The organism is Paenibacillus wynnii, assembly GCF_030812855.1.
Taxonomy (GTDB): Bacteria; Bacillota; Bacilli; order Paenibacillales; family Paenibacillaceae; genus Paenibacillus_AQ; species Paenibacillus_AQ wynnii_A.
In genome coordinates, this window is record NZ_JAUSTK010000020.1 from 1 (window position 1) to 17,718 (window position 17,718).

15 protein-coding genes and 3 pseudogenes are annotated in these 17,718 nt (G+C 42.7%); 2 read left to right on the forward strand and 16 right to left on the reverse strand.

What is annotated here, in order from left to right:
• Nucleotides 1-181 precede the first annotated feature (181 nt).
• The 8 genes and pseudogenes from J2T20_RS17445 to J2T20_RS17480 form a co-directional block, all read right to left on the reverse strand.
• Nucleotides 182-1,126 (reverse strand): DUF561 domain-containing protein, encoded by a 945-nt coding sequence (locus tag J2T20_RS17445; protein ID WP_307590513.1) that lies wholly within the window; start codon nt 1,124-1,126, stop codon nt 182-184.
• 45 nt (nt 1,127-1,171) lie between these two features.
• Entirely contained in the window at nt 1,172-2,404 is a 1,233-nt protein-coding gene (locus tag J2T20_RS17450; protein ID WP_307590514.1) for an L-lactate MFS transporter, read from the reverse strand.
• 40 nt (nt 2,405-2,444) lie between these two features.
• A complete protein-coding gene (locus tag J2T20_RS17455; protein WP_307590516.1) occupies nt 2,445-4,031 on the reverse strand; it encodes an acyl CoA:acetate/3-ketoacid CoA transferase in 1,587 nt (528 codons plus the stop codon).
• A 684-nt stretch (nt 4,032-4,715) separates the two neighbouring features.
• A pseudogene (locus J2T20_RS17460) lies at nt 4,716-5,588 on the reverse strand (MFS transporter); the annotation flags it as partial.
• Nucleotides 5,567-6,853: a hypothetical protein gene (locus tag J2T20_RS17465; protein WP_307590518.1), complete on the reverse strand. Its 1,287-nt coding sequence runs from the start codon at nt 6,851-6,853 to the stop codon at nt 5,567-5,569. The pseudogene J2T20_RS17460 and the gene J2T20_RS17465, both read right to left, overlap by 22 nt.
• Nucleotides 6,820-7,904: pseudogene (locus J2T20_RS17470) on the reverse strand (PEP/pyruvate-binding domain-containing protein). The gene J2T20_RS17465 and the pseudogene J2T20_RS17470 overlap by 34 nt, the downstream one beginning before the upstream one ends.
• Before the next feature lie 178 nt (nt 7,905-8,082).
• Nucleotides 8,083-8,547, reverse strand: coding sequence for a phage tail protein (locus J2T20_RS17475; protein ID WP_307590520.1), 465 nt, complete (start codon nt 8,545-8,547; stop codon nt 8,083-8,085).
• A gap of 29 nt (nt 8,548-8,576) precedes the next feature.
• Nucleotides 8,577-9,056 (reverse strand): GyrI-like domain-containing protein, encoded by a 480-nt coding sequence (locus J2T20_RS17480; RefSeq protein ID WP_307590522.1) that lies wholly within the window; start codon nt 9,054-9,056, stop codon nt 8,577-8,579.
• 112 nt (nt 9,057-9,168) lie between these two features.
• Here J2T20_RS17480 and J2T20_RS17485 point away from each other — a divergent pair, with 112 nt between their 5' ends.
• Nucleotides 9,169-10,131: a helix-turn-helix transcriptional regulator gene (locus J2T20_RS17485; RefSeq protein ID WP_307590524.1), complete on the forward strand. Its 963-nt coding sequence runs from the start codon at nt 9,169-9,171 to the stop codon at nt 10,129-10,131.
• Nucleotides 10,132-10,227: 96 nt separating this feature from the next.
• On the opposite strand, the gene J2T20_RS17490 is transcribed toward J2T20_RS17485, so the two are convergent.
• Nucleotides 10,228-10,536 carry a hypothetical protein gene (locus tag J2T20_RS17490; protein ID WP_307590525.1) on the reverse strand — a complete coding sequence of 103 codons (309 nt, stop codon included), beginning with the start codon at nt 10,534-10,536 and terminating at the stop codon, nt 10,228-10,230.
• Between the two features lie 286 nt (nt 10,537-10,822).
• Here J2T20_RS17490 and J2T20_RS17495 point away from each other — a divergent pair.
• A pseudogene (locus J2T20_RS17495) lies at nt 10,823-11,803 on the forward strand (IS256 family transposase); the annotation flags it as partial.
• Nucleotides 11,804-11,896: 93 nt separating this feature from the next.
• On the opposite strand, the gene J2T20_RS17500 reads toward J2T20_RS17495, so the two are convergent.
• From J2T20_RS17500 to J2T20_RS17530, 7 genes are all read right to left on the reverse strand, one after another.
• Nucleotides 11,897-12,349 (reverse strand): DUF4362 domain-containing protein, encoded by a 453-nt coding sequence (locus J2T20_RS17500; protein WP_307590527.1) that lies wholly within the window; start codon nt 12,347-12,349, stop codon nt 11,897-11,899.
• 256 nt (nt 12,350-12,605) lie between these two features.
• On the reverse strand, nt 12,606-13,298 hold the full coding sequence (locus J2T20_RS17505) for an XAC2610-related protein (RefSeq protein WP_307590529.1): 693 nt from the start codon (nt 13,296-13,298) through the stop codon (nt 12,606-12,608).
• A gap of 274 nt (nt 13,299-13,572) precedes the next feature.
• Nucleotides 13,573-14,076, reverse strand: a complete 504-nt coding sequence (locus J2T20_RS17510) for a DUF6933 domain-containing protein (RefSeq protein WP_307590530.1) — start codon at nt 14,074-14,076, stop codon at nt 13,573-13,575.
• Nucleotides 14,077-14,276: 200 nt separating this feature from the next.
• The gene (locus J2T20_RS17515) at nt 14,277-15,242 is read right to left on the reverse strand and encodes an NAD(P)H-dependent flavin oxidoreductase (RefSeq protein ID WP_307590531.1); all 966 of its coding nucleotides are present in this window, start codon (nt 15,240-15,242) and stop codon (nt 14,277-14,279) included.
• A gap of 40 nt (nt 15,243-15,282) precedes the next feature.
• The gene (locus J2T20_RS17520) at nt 15,283-16,071 is read right to left on the reverse strand and encodes an energy-coupling factor transporter transmembrane component T family protein (protein WP_307590533.1); all 789 of its coding nucleotides are present in this window, start codon (nt 16,069-16,071) and stop codon (nt 15,283-15,285) included.
• The gene (locus J2T20_RS17525) at nt 16,061-16,921 is read right to left on the reverse strand and encodes an ATP-binding cassette domain-containing protein (RefSeq protein WP_307590535.1); all 861 of its coding nucleotides are present in this window, start codon (nt 16,919-16,921) and stop codon (nt 16,061-16,063) included. Before J2T20_RS17525 ends, J2T20_RS17520 begins: the two co-directional genes overlap by 11 nt.
• Nucleotides 16,906-17,706, reverse strand: a complete 801-nt coding sequence (locus tag J2T20_RS17530) for an energy-coupling factor transporter ATPase (RefSeq protein ID WP_307590537.1) — start codon at nt 17,704-17,706, stop codon at nt 16,906-16,908. Before J2T20_RS17530 ends, J2T20_RS17525 begins: the two co-directional genes overlap by 16 nt.
• Nucleotides 17,707-17,718 lie beyond the last annotated feature (12 nt).

The following is a 17,718-nucleotide window of genomic DNA, read 5'->3' on the forward strand; positions in this document are numbered from 1 at the left end:
TTTTTTATTTGTTGCTCTGAAGCAAGAAAAAATTAAGACCGCCCTATCCATCCCCCACCTACCTTTGGTTGAGGAAGAGGAATTCCGGGCAGTTTGTTAAAGCACTTCAATATTTAGAAAAAAAGCCAAATGATATCATTACGTAAATGATACCACTTGGCTAGTCTATATTATACTTTAATTATGCACCAACAACTGATAATTTACCCATATTATCTAGCACTTCTTGAGCTTCCTCAAACATAGAAGTAATCATTTCTTCAACCGTGGTAATTTTATTAACCATCCCACAAATTTGTCCGGCCATTACCGAGCCATTGTCAGTGTCTCCTTCAAACACGGCTCTGCGTAAAGATCCCAAGCTTAGTTTCTCTAACTCTTCACGAGAAGCCTTTTCATTTTCAAGTTTAAGAAATTCAGCAATCATACTATTCTTAATACTTCTTACAGGACCACCTAGACTGCGTCCAGTAACCGTTGTGCTCGTATCATCAGCTGTAATTACTGCTTGCTTGAAGTTCTCGTGAGTTGGGCACTCAACCGTAGCTAAGAAACGGGTTCCGACTTGAACACCCTGAGCTCCTAGAGCGAATGCAGCTGCGACTCCGCGGCCATCCGCAATCCCGCCGGCTCCAATAACCGGAATGGAAACTGCACTAACTACTTGAGGCAGAAGGGCCATCGTCGTTGTCTCACCCACATGTCCGCCTGCTTCTGTTCCCTCAGCAACAATTGCATCAACGCCTAATGCTTCCATCTTCTTGGCGATTTTTACAGAAGGTACTACCGGTATTACAATAATGCCATTCTCTTTAAAAGTTGTCATGTAAGGGGCAGGAGTTCCTGCACCAGTGGTAACAATCTTCACGCCTTCTTCTATAATTACCTGAATAAGTTCAGGGATATTGTTCATCATCAACATTAAATTTACAGCAAACGGTTTATTGGTGCTTGCTTTGGCCTTCCGAATCTCGTCACGAAGACGATCAGCAGTAAATCCGCCTGAACCGATTATGCCGAGTCCTCCCGCATTAGAAACAGCACCTACTAGAGGAGAAACGGCGATTTGAGCCATACCACCTTGGAAAATTGGATATTTAATACCTAATAGTTTTGTGATTGACATTCTTAAAAACCTCCATATTCTGATTGCAAACCTTTAATAAGTTTCCTATGCAGCTTTGGTAGCTTCCGGTTTAGGCTGTTGTTTTTCCATTGCTTTGAAGACAAAGGTTAAGGCAAAACCAACCAAGGAGATCACCAAGGCGATATAAAAAGCATTCGTGAACATTCCGTCATTAGCTGCTGCAACCTTACCGGCAATTCTCGGTCCGAAGAATGCGGCCCCTGAATAACCGATAAAAGTTACACCATAGTTCACACCGTAATATTTCATACCAAATTTCTCGCCCACAATAGAAGGGAATATTCCCATGGTTCCGCCGAAGCATAAGCCAATCCCTACGATAGCTACCGCAAAACCGGCTACTGTTGTAGACAAAGCTATGGTCAACATCATGCTAGCAATGACCAGGTAGATCATGAGCAGACATTTTACACGTCCAATCTTATCGGACACTGCTCCCCAGAATATACGACCTATACAGTTACTGAGAGAGTATAAACTTACATACAATGCTGCGGCTGCGGCTGTAAGACCAAACATTTTCTGGCCGATTACGGAAGCATTGGCTGTTACCATCATTCCTGACAATGCACCGATTAAGAACAGGCAGGCAATCACATAGAATAATGGCTTCTTAATCATTTCATGCCATTGGACATTAACTCCACCCTTAGAAGCAGCAGCCGGAGGCGTCCAGCCCTCAGGGATATAACCGACCGGGGATGGTTTAATGAGTAGAGCAAGGCTTAGAATGACTACCAAGAATGCAGCACCGAGCGTAATCAGTGCAGGTTGAACACCATTACCGCTAATTAACGCGTTAGCTATAGGTGCGATAACGATGGTTCCACCGCCATATCCCGCTGTAACAATTCCTACTGCCAATCCTCTTTTATCCGGGAACAGCTTAACGGTGTTACCAATCGTAGCTGAATACACAATTCCTTGACCCACTCCGGTAATTACACCGTATGTGATATACAGCATCCAAGGTGCGGTTGCCAATCCGGAAAGAATAAATCCAAGCCCAAACATGGCACCGCCAATGAATATGGCCGTCTTGGCTCCACCTCTATCCACCAATTTCCCTCCCAGGATCATTGGAATTGGAGCTATAGCCGCGTTAATCGTAAAGGCCAACATAATATCCGGCATAGTAACATCAAATACTTTGGTTAATGGCAGTGCGAAAATACTGAATGCGTATACTGCACCTACACAGATATTAATGATCGTTGATGCGATCAATATCCTCCACCGATTCAACTTTACATTCATGTCATCATCCCTCTCTATGGTTTATAGCATTTATAAATGATTACTGTACTTCTAATAAAATCCGGTTTTTCTCGGCAATAATGGACTTCAGGTTCCCCCAGTTTTCCTGAAACATGGCTGGGTCCATTTCTTTGAGATTTGGTGAGATAGCCGGTTCAAATTCCATTTGATCCAGAATATGAGTTTGCAAATCAACACCTGGTGCTATTTCAGTAAGAGTAACTATTCCATCCTGCAGTTCGAATACTGCGCGCTCAGTAACATATACAACTGGTTGTTTTACTTTGGCGGCATATGAACCACTGAAAGTGATTTGTTGCACCTTCTTAATGAATTTCTTGGCTTTTCCTTCTTGAAGTATCTGCAATTTTCCGTCTTCAACCTTAATCTCCAGTCCGCCAGCAGTGAACGTGCCCGCGAACACAAGCTTTTTGGCAGCTTGAGAGATATTAATGAACCCACCGCATCCAGCGACACGAGTTCCAAATTTGCTGACATTAACGTTACCGAATTCGTCCGTTTGAGCTAAGCCAAGGACAGATAAATCGATTCCGCCGCCATCATAGAAATCGAACTGCGAATCATGATCTACAATGGCCTCAGAGTTATAAGCATGACCGAAATCTTTCAGCCCAGCGGGAACACCGCCAATTGAACCTGCCTCAGTTGTCAATATCAGCTGGTCGCTTACTCCCTCTTCTGCTGCTATGTTTGCAACATTAACCGGAATTCCAACCCCGAGATTCAAGATTGTATTTGGTTGAAGCTCTACTGCGGTTCGGCGGGAAATGATTTTTCGCTCATCCAGCGGTAGGGATTCAATAGACCCAGTAGGTACTTTCACATGACCGGAGAATGCCGGATTATAGTGAGTATTCTCTGTCTGGTAGTGATTCTCGGGTTTAGAAACAACAATATAATCTACTAAAATCCCCGGTACTTTAACATCTTTAGGATTAAGAGTACCACGCTTCGCGACCGTCTCGACCTGGGCGATAACAATGCCTCCCGAGTTGCGAACCGCCTGAGCGATAGGGAGAACCTCCATATGCAGACCTTCTTTTTCAAGAGTCAAATTGCCATTCTCATCAGCCACGGTTCCACGGATTAAGCCGATATTAATAGGGAAAGATTTGTAGAATAACCACTCTTCGCCCTCTAATTCGATAACCTTTACAATGTCTTCCTTCGTAGATGGGGACATTTTTCCGCCTTCGACCCGAGGATCTACAAACGTCTCCATGCCTACTTTGGTGATCACACCAGGACGTTTAGCTGCAATTTCGCGGTATAGCTGAGTAATTACACCTTGGGGCAAATTGTACGCTTCACATTTGTCTTCTTCGATAAGCTTTGCCATCCCTGGAGAGGCAATTGCAATTCCGCCAATCCACCGCTTAATTAATCCTTCATAACCTAAATGGCTCATTCCTTTGTCACGGCGGTTGCCGACTGCACTGGCGTGCATTACTGTCAAATTTTTTGGTTGTCCTGTCTGCAGGAAGCGATCTTCAATGGCTATCCCCATCTCTTCTGCCCAGCATGATAATCCAAACCCGCTGGCTGCAACGGTGTCTCCATCTTTAATTAGTTCCGCTGCTTTTACGGCTGAAATTACTTTTGTCATTTACTCCACTCCCTCATATGTGAATGTTTTCACTTCTGTGGCAAAAAAAATAATTTGTTGCTTCATATGGCTCAATGACTTGTGAAACATTTCACACCGTCATCGTATTATAGAAAAAAAGTCGGGTCAATAGCCCCGAAATAGCTCTAAATTAAGGCTTTTTTCTGTAGTTATTTTGCGACTTTCTCTTTTGAGCGCACTCTTTTTAAGCGCATATTTTACTCAATGATTATTAACCATGCCGGATTGGATAAGTGAAATCCGTCTCTGGTTTTTCCTCTACGGGTTGGCAGTAACAGTCGCAAAATAACCACACCATTTCATCCTTCTTTATTTTAGAGTTATAAAAATAACTTGGAGTAGCCTTTCATATTCGGCGAATTATACAAAGTCGTGCAGATTGTGTATTCGGTTTTTTAATAAATATCTAAAAAAAAATAAAATATTTTTTCCGTACTGCTAAAATTGCATTTTTACAACAGCTGTTTGCACTAATTAATTCTAATAATTATCATTTTTTCCCTTATAAAATAATTACCTTCACCGGACTGGTTGAGAGAAATTGTGAATAGTACGGGAGCGATTAACTTGCCTATACAAATAAAACAGCGGCGGACTAAGACGTAAAAGTCTTGGTCCGTCGCTGCTGTTTCAGATGAAAAATGAAGAAGCTCCCGGGGAACGTTAATGCGAAGAATGCGTCATCTCGTGGTTTACTATAACGCGGCGGATGAAGAATGCCGTGGTGAGGCCGATCAATGTAATGATCATCGCGAATGTGAACACGTTCTGAGATCCGAAAGTGAGTGCTTTTGCTAATTCGACCTGTTCAGTCGGTGCAGAGGAACCATGCAAGTATCTCTGCATGCCGCCTGTAAGTATACTGATAGCGACGGCCGTGCCGATAGCACCCGCAACCTGCTGCAACGTATTCATGATTGCCGTACCGTGCGGATAAAGCTCAGGCGGCAGCTGGTTCAGACCATTCGTTTGCGCAGGCATCCATACCATAGAGATGCCTACCATGAGTCCGATATGAAGCGTCACGAGGAAAGCCACCGAAGACACGATCGATATATCGGAGAAAAACCATAACGCTACCGCAACGATAACGAGACCCGAAATCACAAGCCCTCTCGGCCCATATTTGTCGAACAAACGACCCATACGCGGCGATAGAATGCCGTTCAGCGCGCTGCCGTTCAGCGCGCTGCCAGGCAGCAGCATGAGGCCGGCGGCGAATGCAGTTTGCCCCATACCGTTCTGCAGGAACATCGGCAGAATAATCATACTCGACAAGATGATCATCATACACGCCAGCACCAGAACCAATCCAACGATATACATCGGGTACTTGAATACGCGCAAGTTCATCATCGGTTCGCGCATAACATTTTGACGCAACGCAAACAATACGAGCGCTATCAGCCCAATGATAATGGAAGCGACCACAACCGCGCTGGTCCAGCCCCCCTCTCCTTCCCCCGCTTTGCTGAAACCAAACACTACCCCACCGAATCCGATTGTTGACAGTATTACTGATAGTAAATCGAATCTTTCAGATCAGTATCTTCCATGTTTAAAATGACTCGCGCTCGTCCCTCTATCACTCCGGAAGAAACAGGTAGACCTACAATAACATCCGCTGGGAGATTTTCTCGTTTGTACTTACCTGCAATGATTTCACCACCAGACGTGATAACACGTGGTGGAGTTAGTTTTTCATAACATTTGTACTCTTCTTTTCGTTTGCTGATGATCTGGTAATCTAGTTTATTTGTGTGTACGACTTCGTGAAGTTCCTCAAAAGTAAGATAGTATATATCTTCTTTTTCATGAATAACGCCCGCTTGTACGAGTCGATCAGCTTCTTTCAGTAAAGCCTGCTTATAAACGAAGTAGCGATTAATCATCCCGTATTTTGGATATTCTCTATACCCGCTGAAATTCCGGATTAGGTCGATCATTCCTTTTGTTTCTTTGGCTTTTTCTTCACCATCCGGTAATTGCTTCAATCGATCTAATAACTCTTGTTCTTTTTTCAAAGCTTCCTGTCGCCCTTGCTCAAATTTCCGATGGCTAGCATTAGGCTCTAAGTTTTTGATGTTGCTGAGAATCATCGGGACAAGTGTAGTTGGTTTTTCGCTCCAACGGGTTTTAGTAATATCGATTTCTCCGGCACATCGCATTCCGTATTTATTGAGAAAAACATGGATAGCGTCTAAAGTTTCCTGTCCACCATCAATCTTAACGATTCCATCCAAAAAGTGATCATCTTTTACATGTTGTAAATAATCAATGATTTCTGGATAAGGACGAATCACATCTGCGACATCCAATAGCTCCAGACCCATTTCCGAAGTAATATTGTTTGGTACAGATTGAGAAAGCGTATCTGCTACGTTTTTCTCACCTAACCACTCATCCATTTTTTCATTGATCCATAATAAAGCATTCATAGCAGCCATAATCACAGCAGAACTTTGTGGGTCGAATAAAATTTTCTTTAACTCCTGTATATCTTCCAGGACAAAATCCAATAAATCTGTTCCTGATTTTGCTAGAATATTTTGCTTTAACGCATCTATTGATGTTTGACTATTATTAATCAAATCGGATACGATTGTCGGATCATTGTCGATTGGGGCTTGAAGACCTGAAGAGGACGTACCTTTATTGTTTTTACCAGGACTCGGTTCTTCCCTACTTGGTAACAATTTTATAAAATCTCGCTCTATTATGGTCATAATTGCGTCTTTTAGGAGCGGTTCGTGTTGACCAAAGGTATTTAATAACATTTCTCTGCTATCAGAGGAAGCCACAAATGTGTAACATCAACAAATAACCTTCCACCAGCTTTAAACCTGGGTCCAAAAGAGGTTAACTGGAATATTGACATTCCCAATGGTTTGATGGGATCGGTCATCATTTGTTGATGACCAACAGATACGTAAACGTGATTGTCCTGAACATTCGCTTCAGGGATCGGGTATAACGTAGTGATTGGCCGACTCTGGACAATATAAAAGGTATCATCAACCAAACACCATTCGATATCTTGTGGGCAACCAAAATAAGCTTCGATCTGTCTCCCTATGCGTGCTAGTTGTAAAATTTGTTGTTCAGTAAGGGTTTGCTTCTTTTGCTGATCTGGATCGATCTGCTGGATCTCTGTTCCGCCTTCTTTCCGTCCATAGATAGCCAGTTTTTTGGTTGATATCCTCTTATCGACGATTTCCTCTTCCTGTACTTTATAACAATCGGGAGATACCAAGCCAGAAACAAGTGCTTCTCCAAGTCCAAAACTGGCATCGATGGATAGCAACTTTCGGTTAGAAGTAATCGGATCAGCGGTAAATAAAACCCCTGAAGCCTGCGGGAAAACCATCCTTTGAACGATAACCGATAAATAAACTTGACTGTGGTCAAATCCATTTTGCATTCGGTAAATTACCGCGCGTTCCGTAAATAAGGAAGCCCAACATTTGCTGATATGCTGCATGATGGCATCGACGCCGATGATATTTAAATAGGTGTCTTGTTGGCCAGCAAAAGAGGCATGTGGTAAATCTTCAGCAGTCGCACTAGAACGAACTGCAAAGCCAAGTTCATCACCAAACGGGGAATCTTTCTGCTGATTTCACCAATTTGATCTCGTTCTTTTACTTTTAGCATGGTTAGTCGATCCAACAAAGCATGATACGTTTCGTTTTGTCCGATGGCTTTTTGATATCCCGCTGTTGAAACACAAAATCCTTCAGGTACTCGTATTCCTTCAATTTTTGATAATTCCCCTAGATTAAAACCTTTTCCGCCCACGAGGTAAAGCTGCGTTCTTTCGATTTCCTGGAAGCCGAGAACCAATGAACTCATTCAATATCTCTCCTAACCATTAAGTTGAGAAAAAAACATTTGACAAGATTTGATTTCCGCGATTATTAAACAATATTCACGTACGCTACATTCTCTTGCGGCATACTAGCATAGATTGCATGGCTAATAGCCCCCACTACTGGGGGCGGCGCAAAGGCTTTTCATATTAGAACTTACTTTAATATTCTTTTTTGATTACAAAAAACGAACCCCGAATCGTTCCAGCTAGTTTAGACTTCTGCCTAGCAAACTTAAACTTCTCTTCTAACTCTTTTGGTACCTCCATCCCCTCAGAAAGCTTAAAGCCAACGGCCCGTTTCTTAGGGTCATCCACCGTATACATGACGTTGAGCGCAAGACCATCCTCATAAAAAACGTAGGCAAATTGGATGTTTTCCACTTGAAAACGCGACGTTTCTAGAGGTTTGGCCGAAAACTCTATATCACGTCCTTCTTTCAAAATTCGGTTCACATAATCAAGAGTCTCCTGGCTTTCGCTAGCGGGTACAACCGTAAATTCATGTTTGTATTTGTTCATAAAATAACGGGCTTCATTAGCACGTAAGCCAGCAAGCGCATCTACTACAGGTGAAGACTCTAAACCAACCGTAGACACATTTTTAAAATCAACGATATAGGACATTTCTATCCCTCCTAAAAGTATATTCTCTCTTATTTGCTTACAACAGGAATCCACATTTCACCAATAACTAAACCGTTTCGCTGCCCCATCTCAACCGTTGTATTCGGCCCGCCGACATAGGCAAAATTCTTTGCCTCCGGTAAGGCTTGACCAAAGGCAATGCCAGCGAGCTTGTTATTTAATTCATCAGCCGTCTTCCCTTCCCCTTTAACAACCAGATAATCTCCCTTAGGAAATTGGATAACTCTAGCTTCTTCTGGTGCTGTCTCCTCTGTCATGACGCCTGCATAATGCATCATTTTGTTATTAACCGCTTCGTTCACGGCAAAAATGTAGTCATTTGTGGCCATAGCCTTTAAAGCTTCAAGTGTTCCATCCTGGCTAACAGCCTGCCAAAAATCTGCCTTTTCCTTGTTTATACCAGCATAATCTGTGTAGTCGCTCTTAAGCTCAGTTCCTATTCCTATAACGATAAAGCTGTCTTTTTCTTCTAGAGTATAATCTGCCATATTCCAAAACTTCCTCTCATTTTAGAATTAATCAAATGATTTGTCTTCTTCACTTGATAAGTATATGATAGCCTTAAATCATGTCAAAAAATGACACTGTTTAGGAGTCCCGATGAAAAAAGTTGAACGGATTAATATCATCATGCGGTATATCAACAATCGCGCCCACTTTACCATTTCTGAAATCATGCGGGAATTTAACATCTCCCGTTCGACAGCTATTAGGGATATCAGAGAAATTGAGGCCATGGGGATGCCACTTGTCGCAGAAGTTGGAAGGGATGGGGGTTATTTTGTCATGCGCAACTCTGTCCTTCCTGTTGTTCGCTTTACCGATAATGAGGTCAAAGCTCTTTTTATTGCCTTTATGGCCACAAGAAATCAACAACTCCCCTATCTAAAGAGTCGACAGTCTTTAGCTGAAAAATTACTAGGTCTCATCTCAGAAAACCAGCAAGATGACCTTTCTCTTTTAAATCAAATCTTGCTTTTTGAAGGGACTAACCCCAATAACCCCGACCTGCTTGATCTTTCAGACCTCCCCCATCCCATGTTAGAAAAACTGATCCAAATCCTTCTTATGGATAGCTATTTATTAATTAGTATCGAAGAAGAGAAGGAAATAAAGTCTTATCCCATTTATCTCTTGCACCTTTATCGTGAAAAAAGCCTTTGGCTGATTGAAGGTTTTGACCTAAAGGAAGAAAAGAAGCAGATTTTTTCTGTCGACCATCTCACCGATGTTAAACCCTATAGGGCGGAAAAAAGATTAAGTAAGAAAAAGATTTTAGAAAAACTAAGTAAGCAGGAAGAAGTAATTAACCTTGTCCTTGAACTTGGTCCAAAAGCGATTGCCCAATTCAGAAAATACCATCCTATAAAAGTATCAATTTCCTATACGAGTCCTTACCAAACCACAGCCATTCTAAAGACTTTTATCAATATTAATAAGCCTGAAGAATTGACCGAAATAACCAATTGGCTGCTTTTCCTAGGTGGGGATATCAAGGTCAGGGAAGTGCCAGAAGAACTCTTAGAAGGTTTACAAGAGAGATTACGCTTATACTGCCCATAATTAGTGCCAGTTACCCTCTATTTCCGCACATCCAGAGAGAACTTTTATTTGCCTCTGGGCAAATAAAAAAGAAGAGCCCGGAAAAACGGGCTTTTCTTACCCTTCCACCACATCAGCTCGCAGATCTGTTGCAATTTCAATCATTTTGGGAACTATAGCTTCGTTTGAAAGAGCTACATATAAATCTCCCATGTAAAGCCGGAAAGGAATTTCCACTTCCGCATGCTTCCACATAAAAAAGTCTCCATCGATAGACATGATACTATCTGTTCCTTTAACGGTAAAAACCTGTGAGTATGTAAAGTCAGGTTTGGATGCAAAGTAATGTATGCACTCTTCTAAAGAGATGGATTGCTCCGCATTGTTTTCTTGCATCGAACGGGTTATTCGAAAACGCTGATTCATTGATATGCCTCCAAATTATTTTTTTAATTCTTCACTAATATGTGTCTGTTTTCACTCAACTTCTCTCATCTACAAAACAATATTTTCTCATTCCCTGAGACTACTGTCAAAACCATGAATGTCGATTCTTATCAGAAGACCTCCTCGATTCGATTAGCAACTTCATCTCTTTTGCAGTATGGACCGTGATAGTTCAAATTGCAGGAAGTGCTGGACAGGAATGCAGCCTCCATGGGAACGTTATCCTCCGCTTCCGCATTTGGCACTTTAGCAGGGCTCTTCTTGTGAGTACGGAGAGCAGGAAATCGTTATTCCACAGGACCGCCTTGGTGAGTTTGAGCCTCTCGTAGTCAAGAACCATCAATCGAACGTCACTGGAATTGAAGAGCAGTTTGTGGCTCTGTATGCAAAAGGAGTCAGCACAAGAGAAATCCTGGATCATCTACACCAAATGTATGGAATTGAAGTCTCTCCTACACTCATTTCAAATGTCACCAATAAGATCGTTCCTCTAATTAATGAGTGGCAGAATCGGCCTCTGCAAGGGGTCTACGCAGTAGTCTATCTGGATGCGATCCACTTCAAAGTCAAGAAAGATGGGGCCATCATCAACAAGGCCGCCTACATGGTTATTGGCATCGATCTGGACGGAAACAAAGATGTACTGGGCATGTGGGATCGGCGAGAACGGGTCTTCTAAGTTTTGGCTTAGTGTCTTGAATGAAATTAAAAATCGCGGGGTTCAAGACATTCTCATCATCTGCATGGATAACCTGTCTGGGTTCTCTCAAGCGATTGCAGCTTGCTATCCTCAAACCGAAATTCAAAAGTGTATTATCCACCAAATTCGCAGCTCAACTCGGTACGTTTCATACAAAGATATTAAGAAGGTTACTGCCGATTTAAAGCCCATCTACAAGGCAGCTACGAACTCGACCGTTTTGAAGAGATGTGGGGAGCCAAATATCCACTTATTATCCGTTCCTGACGGAATAATTGGGAGGAACTCGCTACCATTTTCAAGTACCCCCCTGAAATCCGCAAACTTATCTACATGACAAATATGATTGAGAGTTACCACCGCCAGTTGCGTAAAGTGACGAAGGGAAAAAGCATTTTCCCTACGGATGAGGCCTTGCTTAAAATGCTCTATCTCGCCACCATCGACGTCACCCGCAAATGGACAGGCCGCGTCCAAAACTGGGGACAAATGCTGCTTCAGCTTTCGGTCTTTTTCCCAGATCGGGTCGGTCATCACCTACGTTAGAATCGCTTTCCCCCTCGGGGGAATATGTGCTTTAAAGAGTTTACACAAAATTATTGACAGACCCGTTAACGACTCTAGCGCTTTACGACCAAATCACTTCCATTTACTTAATATGAAAATTTCTTCCTTGTCTGAGTCATGTATTCCTATTATTTTTTTACATTCAGTCAATATATATTCGGTCCTATCTTTTTCGCCCTCTCCAGTGATTTCTCTTGTTTCAATCTTCTTGCATTGAGTTTTATACTTTCCTTTATCTTTTCCACCATGCTTATCTCTTGAACTATCATAGGTATATTCTATTACGCCATTTTTGTATACTATATCATTTAGAATTGGATCTCCCTCTTCAGAATAACTAGTTATTCTGATCTTACTTTCATGATCATTCTCTATGTCTTCTATGAATTTATCGATCTTTTCAAAGTTTATTTCTCCTGGAGGACCAGTAATAATATCACCGTTTTTCTTAGCTTCCTCAGCTGAATAAGAGTTACATCCTGTAAGGAATAAAGCAAAAAGTAATAAGAGATATATAAATTTCATAGAGACCTCCAATTTCGATTTTCGGTAATGTCACCTAACGTTCTTGTATTCACGACGTCCCATCGACTTAAGGCGACGAAGTCGCCGGCTACGCTTACACAGTTATTCGGTGCGGATGTGTCTAGCTGAATTTACTTCCTTGCTACTGCCAATGGCATCTTCGAATCAACTTCTAACTTCCTGCCGGACCGAGGGACGAATGACCCGTAACGTGAATTTGTTGTTAGATGAAGTTCTGACTTCGAAGAAATACTTGTCACTGTGTTAATGGTTCATCATATTTCTTAGTAACCTGAATTTTATTATTTAGTCTTTCTTCAACAATATAGTGGACAATATCCTTGTCATCAATAATTTCAGTTATTTTCTTCATTAGTGTTGGGATTCCGGCCATATATTTATATGTTTCAGTAAAATGTTCTGCTGCACTCGCTCTTCCGAATGAAGTGATTATTTTATTCTTCGAGTCAAATTCCGGTGAGGTTATTGACTCAAGATCCAAGTTTTCTATAAACCTTGAAGTAGACCTATCCCATATCCAGCAATAGTATGAAATATTGGGAGCTGCAGGTGTATCAATTTGTATTCTAATGTCAAGATAACCATCAAAATTCATATCCTCTATCACAAATCCAAAACTTTCGTCATCAGGCGTTTCCGTTTCTTCAAAGTTAATTTGTTGCAAAATTTCATTAGAATCATTTCTAAAAATTACTATTTTAGACGCGTGGTTTAAGATTTCATCTCGATAGCCAAATATTTCATATGTAAATTCAGGCATATCTGCATGAATACGTTGTCTAATCTCATATACTTCATTGATTTTTTCAATACTAGGCTTACTGTTATTGGTTTCAGCAATTATCGTTTCTTGTTGTTTTAATGAGGTACAACTACAAAATAGGATAGTCGAGATAATGAATTTCATAGCTATTATTATTGTTCTCATTTAACATGTCACATCCTGAATTGGGACTTAATTATTATTCTGGTTATTTAAATGACTTAGGGATTTCATCTAACGTTCTTGTATTCACGACGCCCCACCACCTTAAGGTCACGAAGTGACCGGCCGCGATGCGGTTAGGTGGTACGAGTGTGTCGGCTGAATTTGCTTCATTGCTACCGAAATGCCTCTTCGAATCAACTTCTAACTTCCCGCCGGACCGAGGGCCGAATGGCCCGAAGCGTGAATATGGTGTTGTGAAGTAGATTTCTTACAGTTATACATTCAAAGCATTCTGCATTGCTATTCTAGGTACACTTTCTTTAATCTTTAAAATTATCGAGTCATTCATTCTTTTATTAAATTCATTAATATTCAATTCATCAGATGGCAGATAACGTTCAATCCAATGAGTTGAAATAAGCGCCTGATCATTAATTGAACCTAAAATGCTCCTATTATGAGTTTTTGTATAAATTAGATTTCCCAATTTACTTATGTAATCAGTAATTATCTCTCTAGAAAAATGATCCGCCTTTAAATTCATCTCTAAATTAGAAAGGAATACATCTTCAAAATTTCTAAAATGTTCTTTCTTAACTCCATATAATAAAATCTGATATCTTGTTAAATCATTCATTATGATTAAGCAATTTTTCTTTCCTCCACGATAAATATGAGCATGCCAACCCAATAAAGGATCATACCCTATTTCCGGCACGGGGGATTGAGGCAGATTACTGTAGTCGAATAATTTCTTGGTACATGAAATTGTGGTCATATAGTTGTCCTCGTTTTTTGTTTTATTGTAACCCTTAAGTCTATTTCACTTAACGTCTTTTTTACGAAATTCGTAAAAAAGTCTATCCTAAGGGTATTCGCGAAATTGTTGAACTATCCTGCCTGTTAGTCCAACCCATAAATACTTACTCCCTTACAGTAATATCATGTTTTTTTGAGGTCCTTCCGGTGGTTCGATCTTCAACTCAGGTTGCCCCATTTGCATCTTATATCCTCCGCCTCTCGAACCATTCGTTCGATTAAGCCAGAGACGGTTGGAACATCTTTAATCAAACCAGTGACTTGCCCTGCCCATCCGAATCCTTCTTCTATAGAGCCATCATAAAGCAGGCGTTTATTGGCTTTCCCACTGATTTCGTTTTTAAACGCTACATGCCCTGGCGCGGCAATCTCGCTTTTCAAAATCTTCTCAGTCAAGGGGCTCCAGAGCGCTCTCGCAGGCTGACCTATGGAACGTTTGAGTACAACGGTATTTGCGGATCCCGCCTCTAGCATCGCATTCTTATAGACGATCGAAGCGTTCCTACACTCCTGGGTAGCGATAAACCGCGTTCCCATCTGTATTCCCTCGGCACCGAGAGCGTGGGCAGCCATCCAGCCGCGGCCGTCCCCGATTCCACCCGAAGCGATGACAGGTATTCGAACCGCGTCGACTACTTCCGGAACAAGCACGATAGTCCCTACTTCGTCACGGCCTACGTGGCCTCCTCCCTCATGTCCGACAACAATGACTGCAGATGCACCGAGCCGCTCTGCTTTTTGCGCCTGTGCCCGGGACGAGACCAACACCAGGGTATGAATCGGTGTAGAATTAAGCATCTCCAATATGGGGGCTGGATTACCGCCTGTAATCGTAACCGCAGGTATTCCCTCTTCCATGGCGGCCTGAACCATCTGCATGTGGTCATTCCGATGCATGCCAATGGAAAAGTTAACACCAAAAGGTTTGTCGGTTAAGCCTTTTGTACGCCTGAGTTCCCTCCTCAAAGCCTGGGCATCCGGAAGGCTCATCGCTGTAATCTGTCCGAAACCGCCGGCATTGGAGACCGCAGCGGCAAGATCAGCATAAGCCAGATAAGCCAGTCCACCTTGAAGGATTGGGTATTGGATCTTCAGCATATCGGTTATTCGGGTACTCCATTTCATAGGCAATCCTCCGATAAGGTGATCAAGTTCGATAACTACGCTACAGGTAAAGGATCAGTAGAACGAATGAAAGCATCACTCCGCCGGCTGCATAATCCATCCGCGAAAATTTCAGCACTCTATATGAAGTACGGCCCTTTCCGTTCCCATAAGCTCTTGTATCAATCGTCATAGACAGCTGCTCCGCCCGCTGAATCGTCGTTATAAGTAACGGGATTACTAACGAAAAATAAGCAAACGCCCGCTTATGACCTTTGGCAGCCATGATATCAAACCCTCTGGCCTTTTGTGCCAGAATAATGCGATCCAGCTCTAGGGTAATCGTTGGGATGAAGCGGATTGCAATCACGAGCATCAGTGCAAAAGCTTCTACCGGAACCCCCCAACTAGATAGCGGCTTAAACAGTTGTTCCAAACCTTTTGCCAGATCCAGCGGTTTTGTTGTCAATGTCAGGACCGAAGCAAGCGAAACAAGCAACAGAACACGCCAGACAACGAAGACTCCATTCTCTATCCCTTCTTGTGACACTTTAACGATTGAACCCGGCCAGAGTGGTGCTCCTTTGGTAAATAAGAGATGATATACAAAGGTAAAAGACAAAATGAGAACAATCGGCTTTAATCCTCTAAAAAACATATGAGCCGGAACTCCGGACAGCAGCAGTTGTCCTCCTACAAGGAAAGTGGCCGCAACATATCCGCCATACGTTTTGAGTATAAGACAGCAAAGCGTGAAGGTAAGAACGCTTAAGAGCTTGGTTCGGGGGTCAAGGCGGTGGACCATCGAGCCTGAATTTATATACTGACCCAGTAGGATATTATCCGCCATTTTGAAGACCTCGTGACTGCCAAGTTAACCTTACCTGCTGCATAATATCTTCTTCCCTACAGCTCGCAGGCTCAAGAATCCGGCCGGATAACGCCTCAATCATTTTTAAGAGCTGTATAGGCTCCGGTAAAAGCAGTCCGGCTTGCTCCATGAGCTCCATACGCTTCAGAAACAGTTCATTCGCATCCAAATGTACCAATAAACGTCCCCTTTTAAAGATCATAACCTCGTCCGAATATTCGGCAACATCCTCTAACTGATGAGAGATGAAAAGCACCGTCCGGTTCTTTTCCCCCTGCCATGCTTTGAGCTGCTTCAGCAGCGCCGTCCTGCTTATGGGATCAAGCCCGGCAGTCGGCTCATCCAGAATAAGCAGCTCAGGTTCTGCAATCAGCACGGAAGCGATAGCGACAAGACGCTTAAGTCCCCCGCTGAGCTGGAACGGCTTCTCCTGGAGAAGTTCTTCGGAGAGTCCCATCTGTCCCATAACCATCTGGATGGCTTCCTCCAGCTTTTCTGGTGATTCTCCCTTCATTTTGGGAGCAAAGGCCAGTTCATTATAAACCGTCGTTTCAAAAATCTGGTGCTCCGGAAACTGAAACACATATCCGATCTGCGGAACTACCTTTATATTTCCTTTACAGTCCCTCGGCAGAGGTTGCCGATTATGCGTATATTCGCCGCTATAGAAAGGAATCAGCCCTTTCATCACTTTAGCAAAGGTGGACTTTCCGGCTCCGGTTTGGCCAATGATCGAAATCCATTTCCCCTCCTGAAGGGTACAGCTCACTGATTGAAGAATTTCTTCATCGTTAATCCTTACACTTACGTCATTTAACTCATAGGCCATAAGGTGGTGATCGTCTCCTTCCAGTCCGCGCTCAAAGGGGTGTCCAACCCTAGCGCTTGATGCAGCCTTGCCGCAAAAGGAAGAGCCAACCGATGTTCGGTCATGGATACGCTACTGAACAAGACGGACGGCGTTCCGTCGAAAGCAAATTCTCCTTTGCTTAGAAGCAGAACGCGATCAGCTGAAAGAATCTCTTCCATGTGATGAGTGATATGGATAATCGTCATGCCTTGCCGGTGAAGGGTATGCATCACATCAAGGATGTCACTTCTCCCCTGTGGATCCAACATGGAGGTTGCTTCATCAAATATCAGAATAGAAGGTCGCATCGCCAAAACGGCCGCAATTGCGACCCGCTGTTTCTGACCGCCTGACAATTGATGCGGCATCGCTTCCGCATAATCTTCCATATGAACGGCTTTTAGAGCCTCATTCACCCGATGGGCCATTTCATCTCTGGGTACGCGCAAATTCTCCAACCCGAAGACGACTTCATCCAGAACAGATGTCGTGATGAATTGATCTTCAGGATTTTGAAAAACCAGTCCGACCAGTTCACGAATCTTCCCCAGATCGTCATAGTTCAGGGTATTCAAATAATCCAGCTTTATTTGTCCTTCTCTTGGCTGCAGCAGCCCGTTCATTAACTTGGCGAGCGTGGACTTTCCGCTTCCGTTCCCTCCAATGATGGAAATGAATTCTCCTTGGTGAATTTCGAAGCTGATTTGACGGAGAACGGGATGCCCCCTCCGGTAATAATAATCGACTTGATCAAAAACAAGCATCTGTCCTATGCT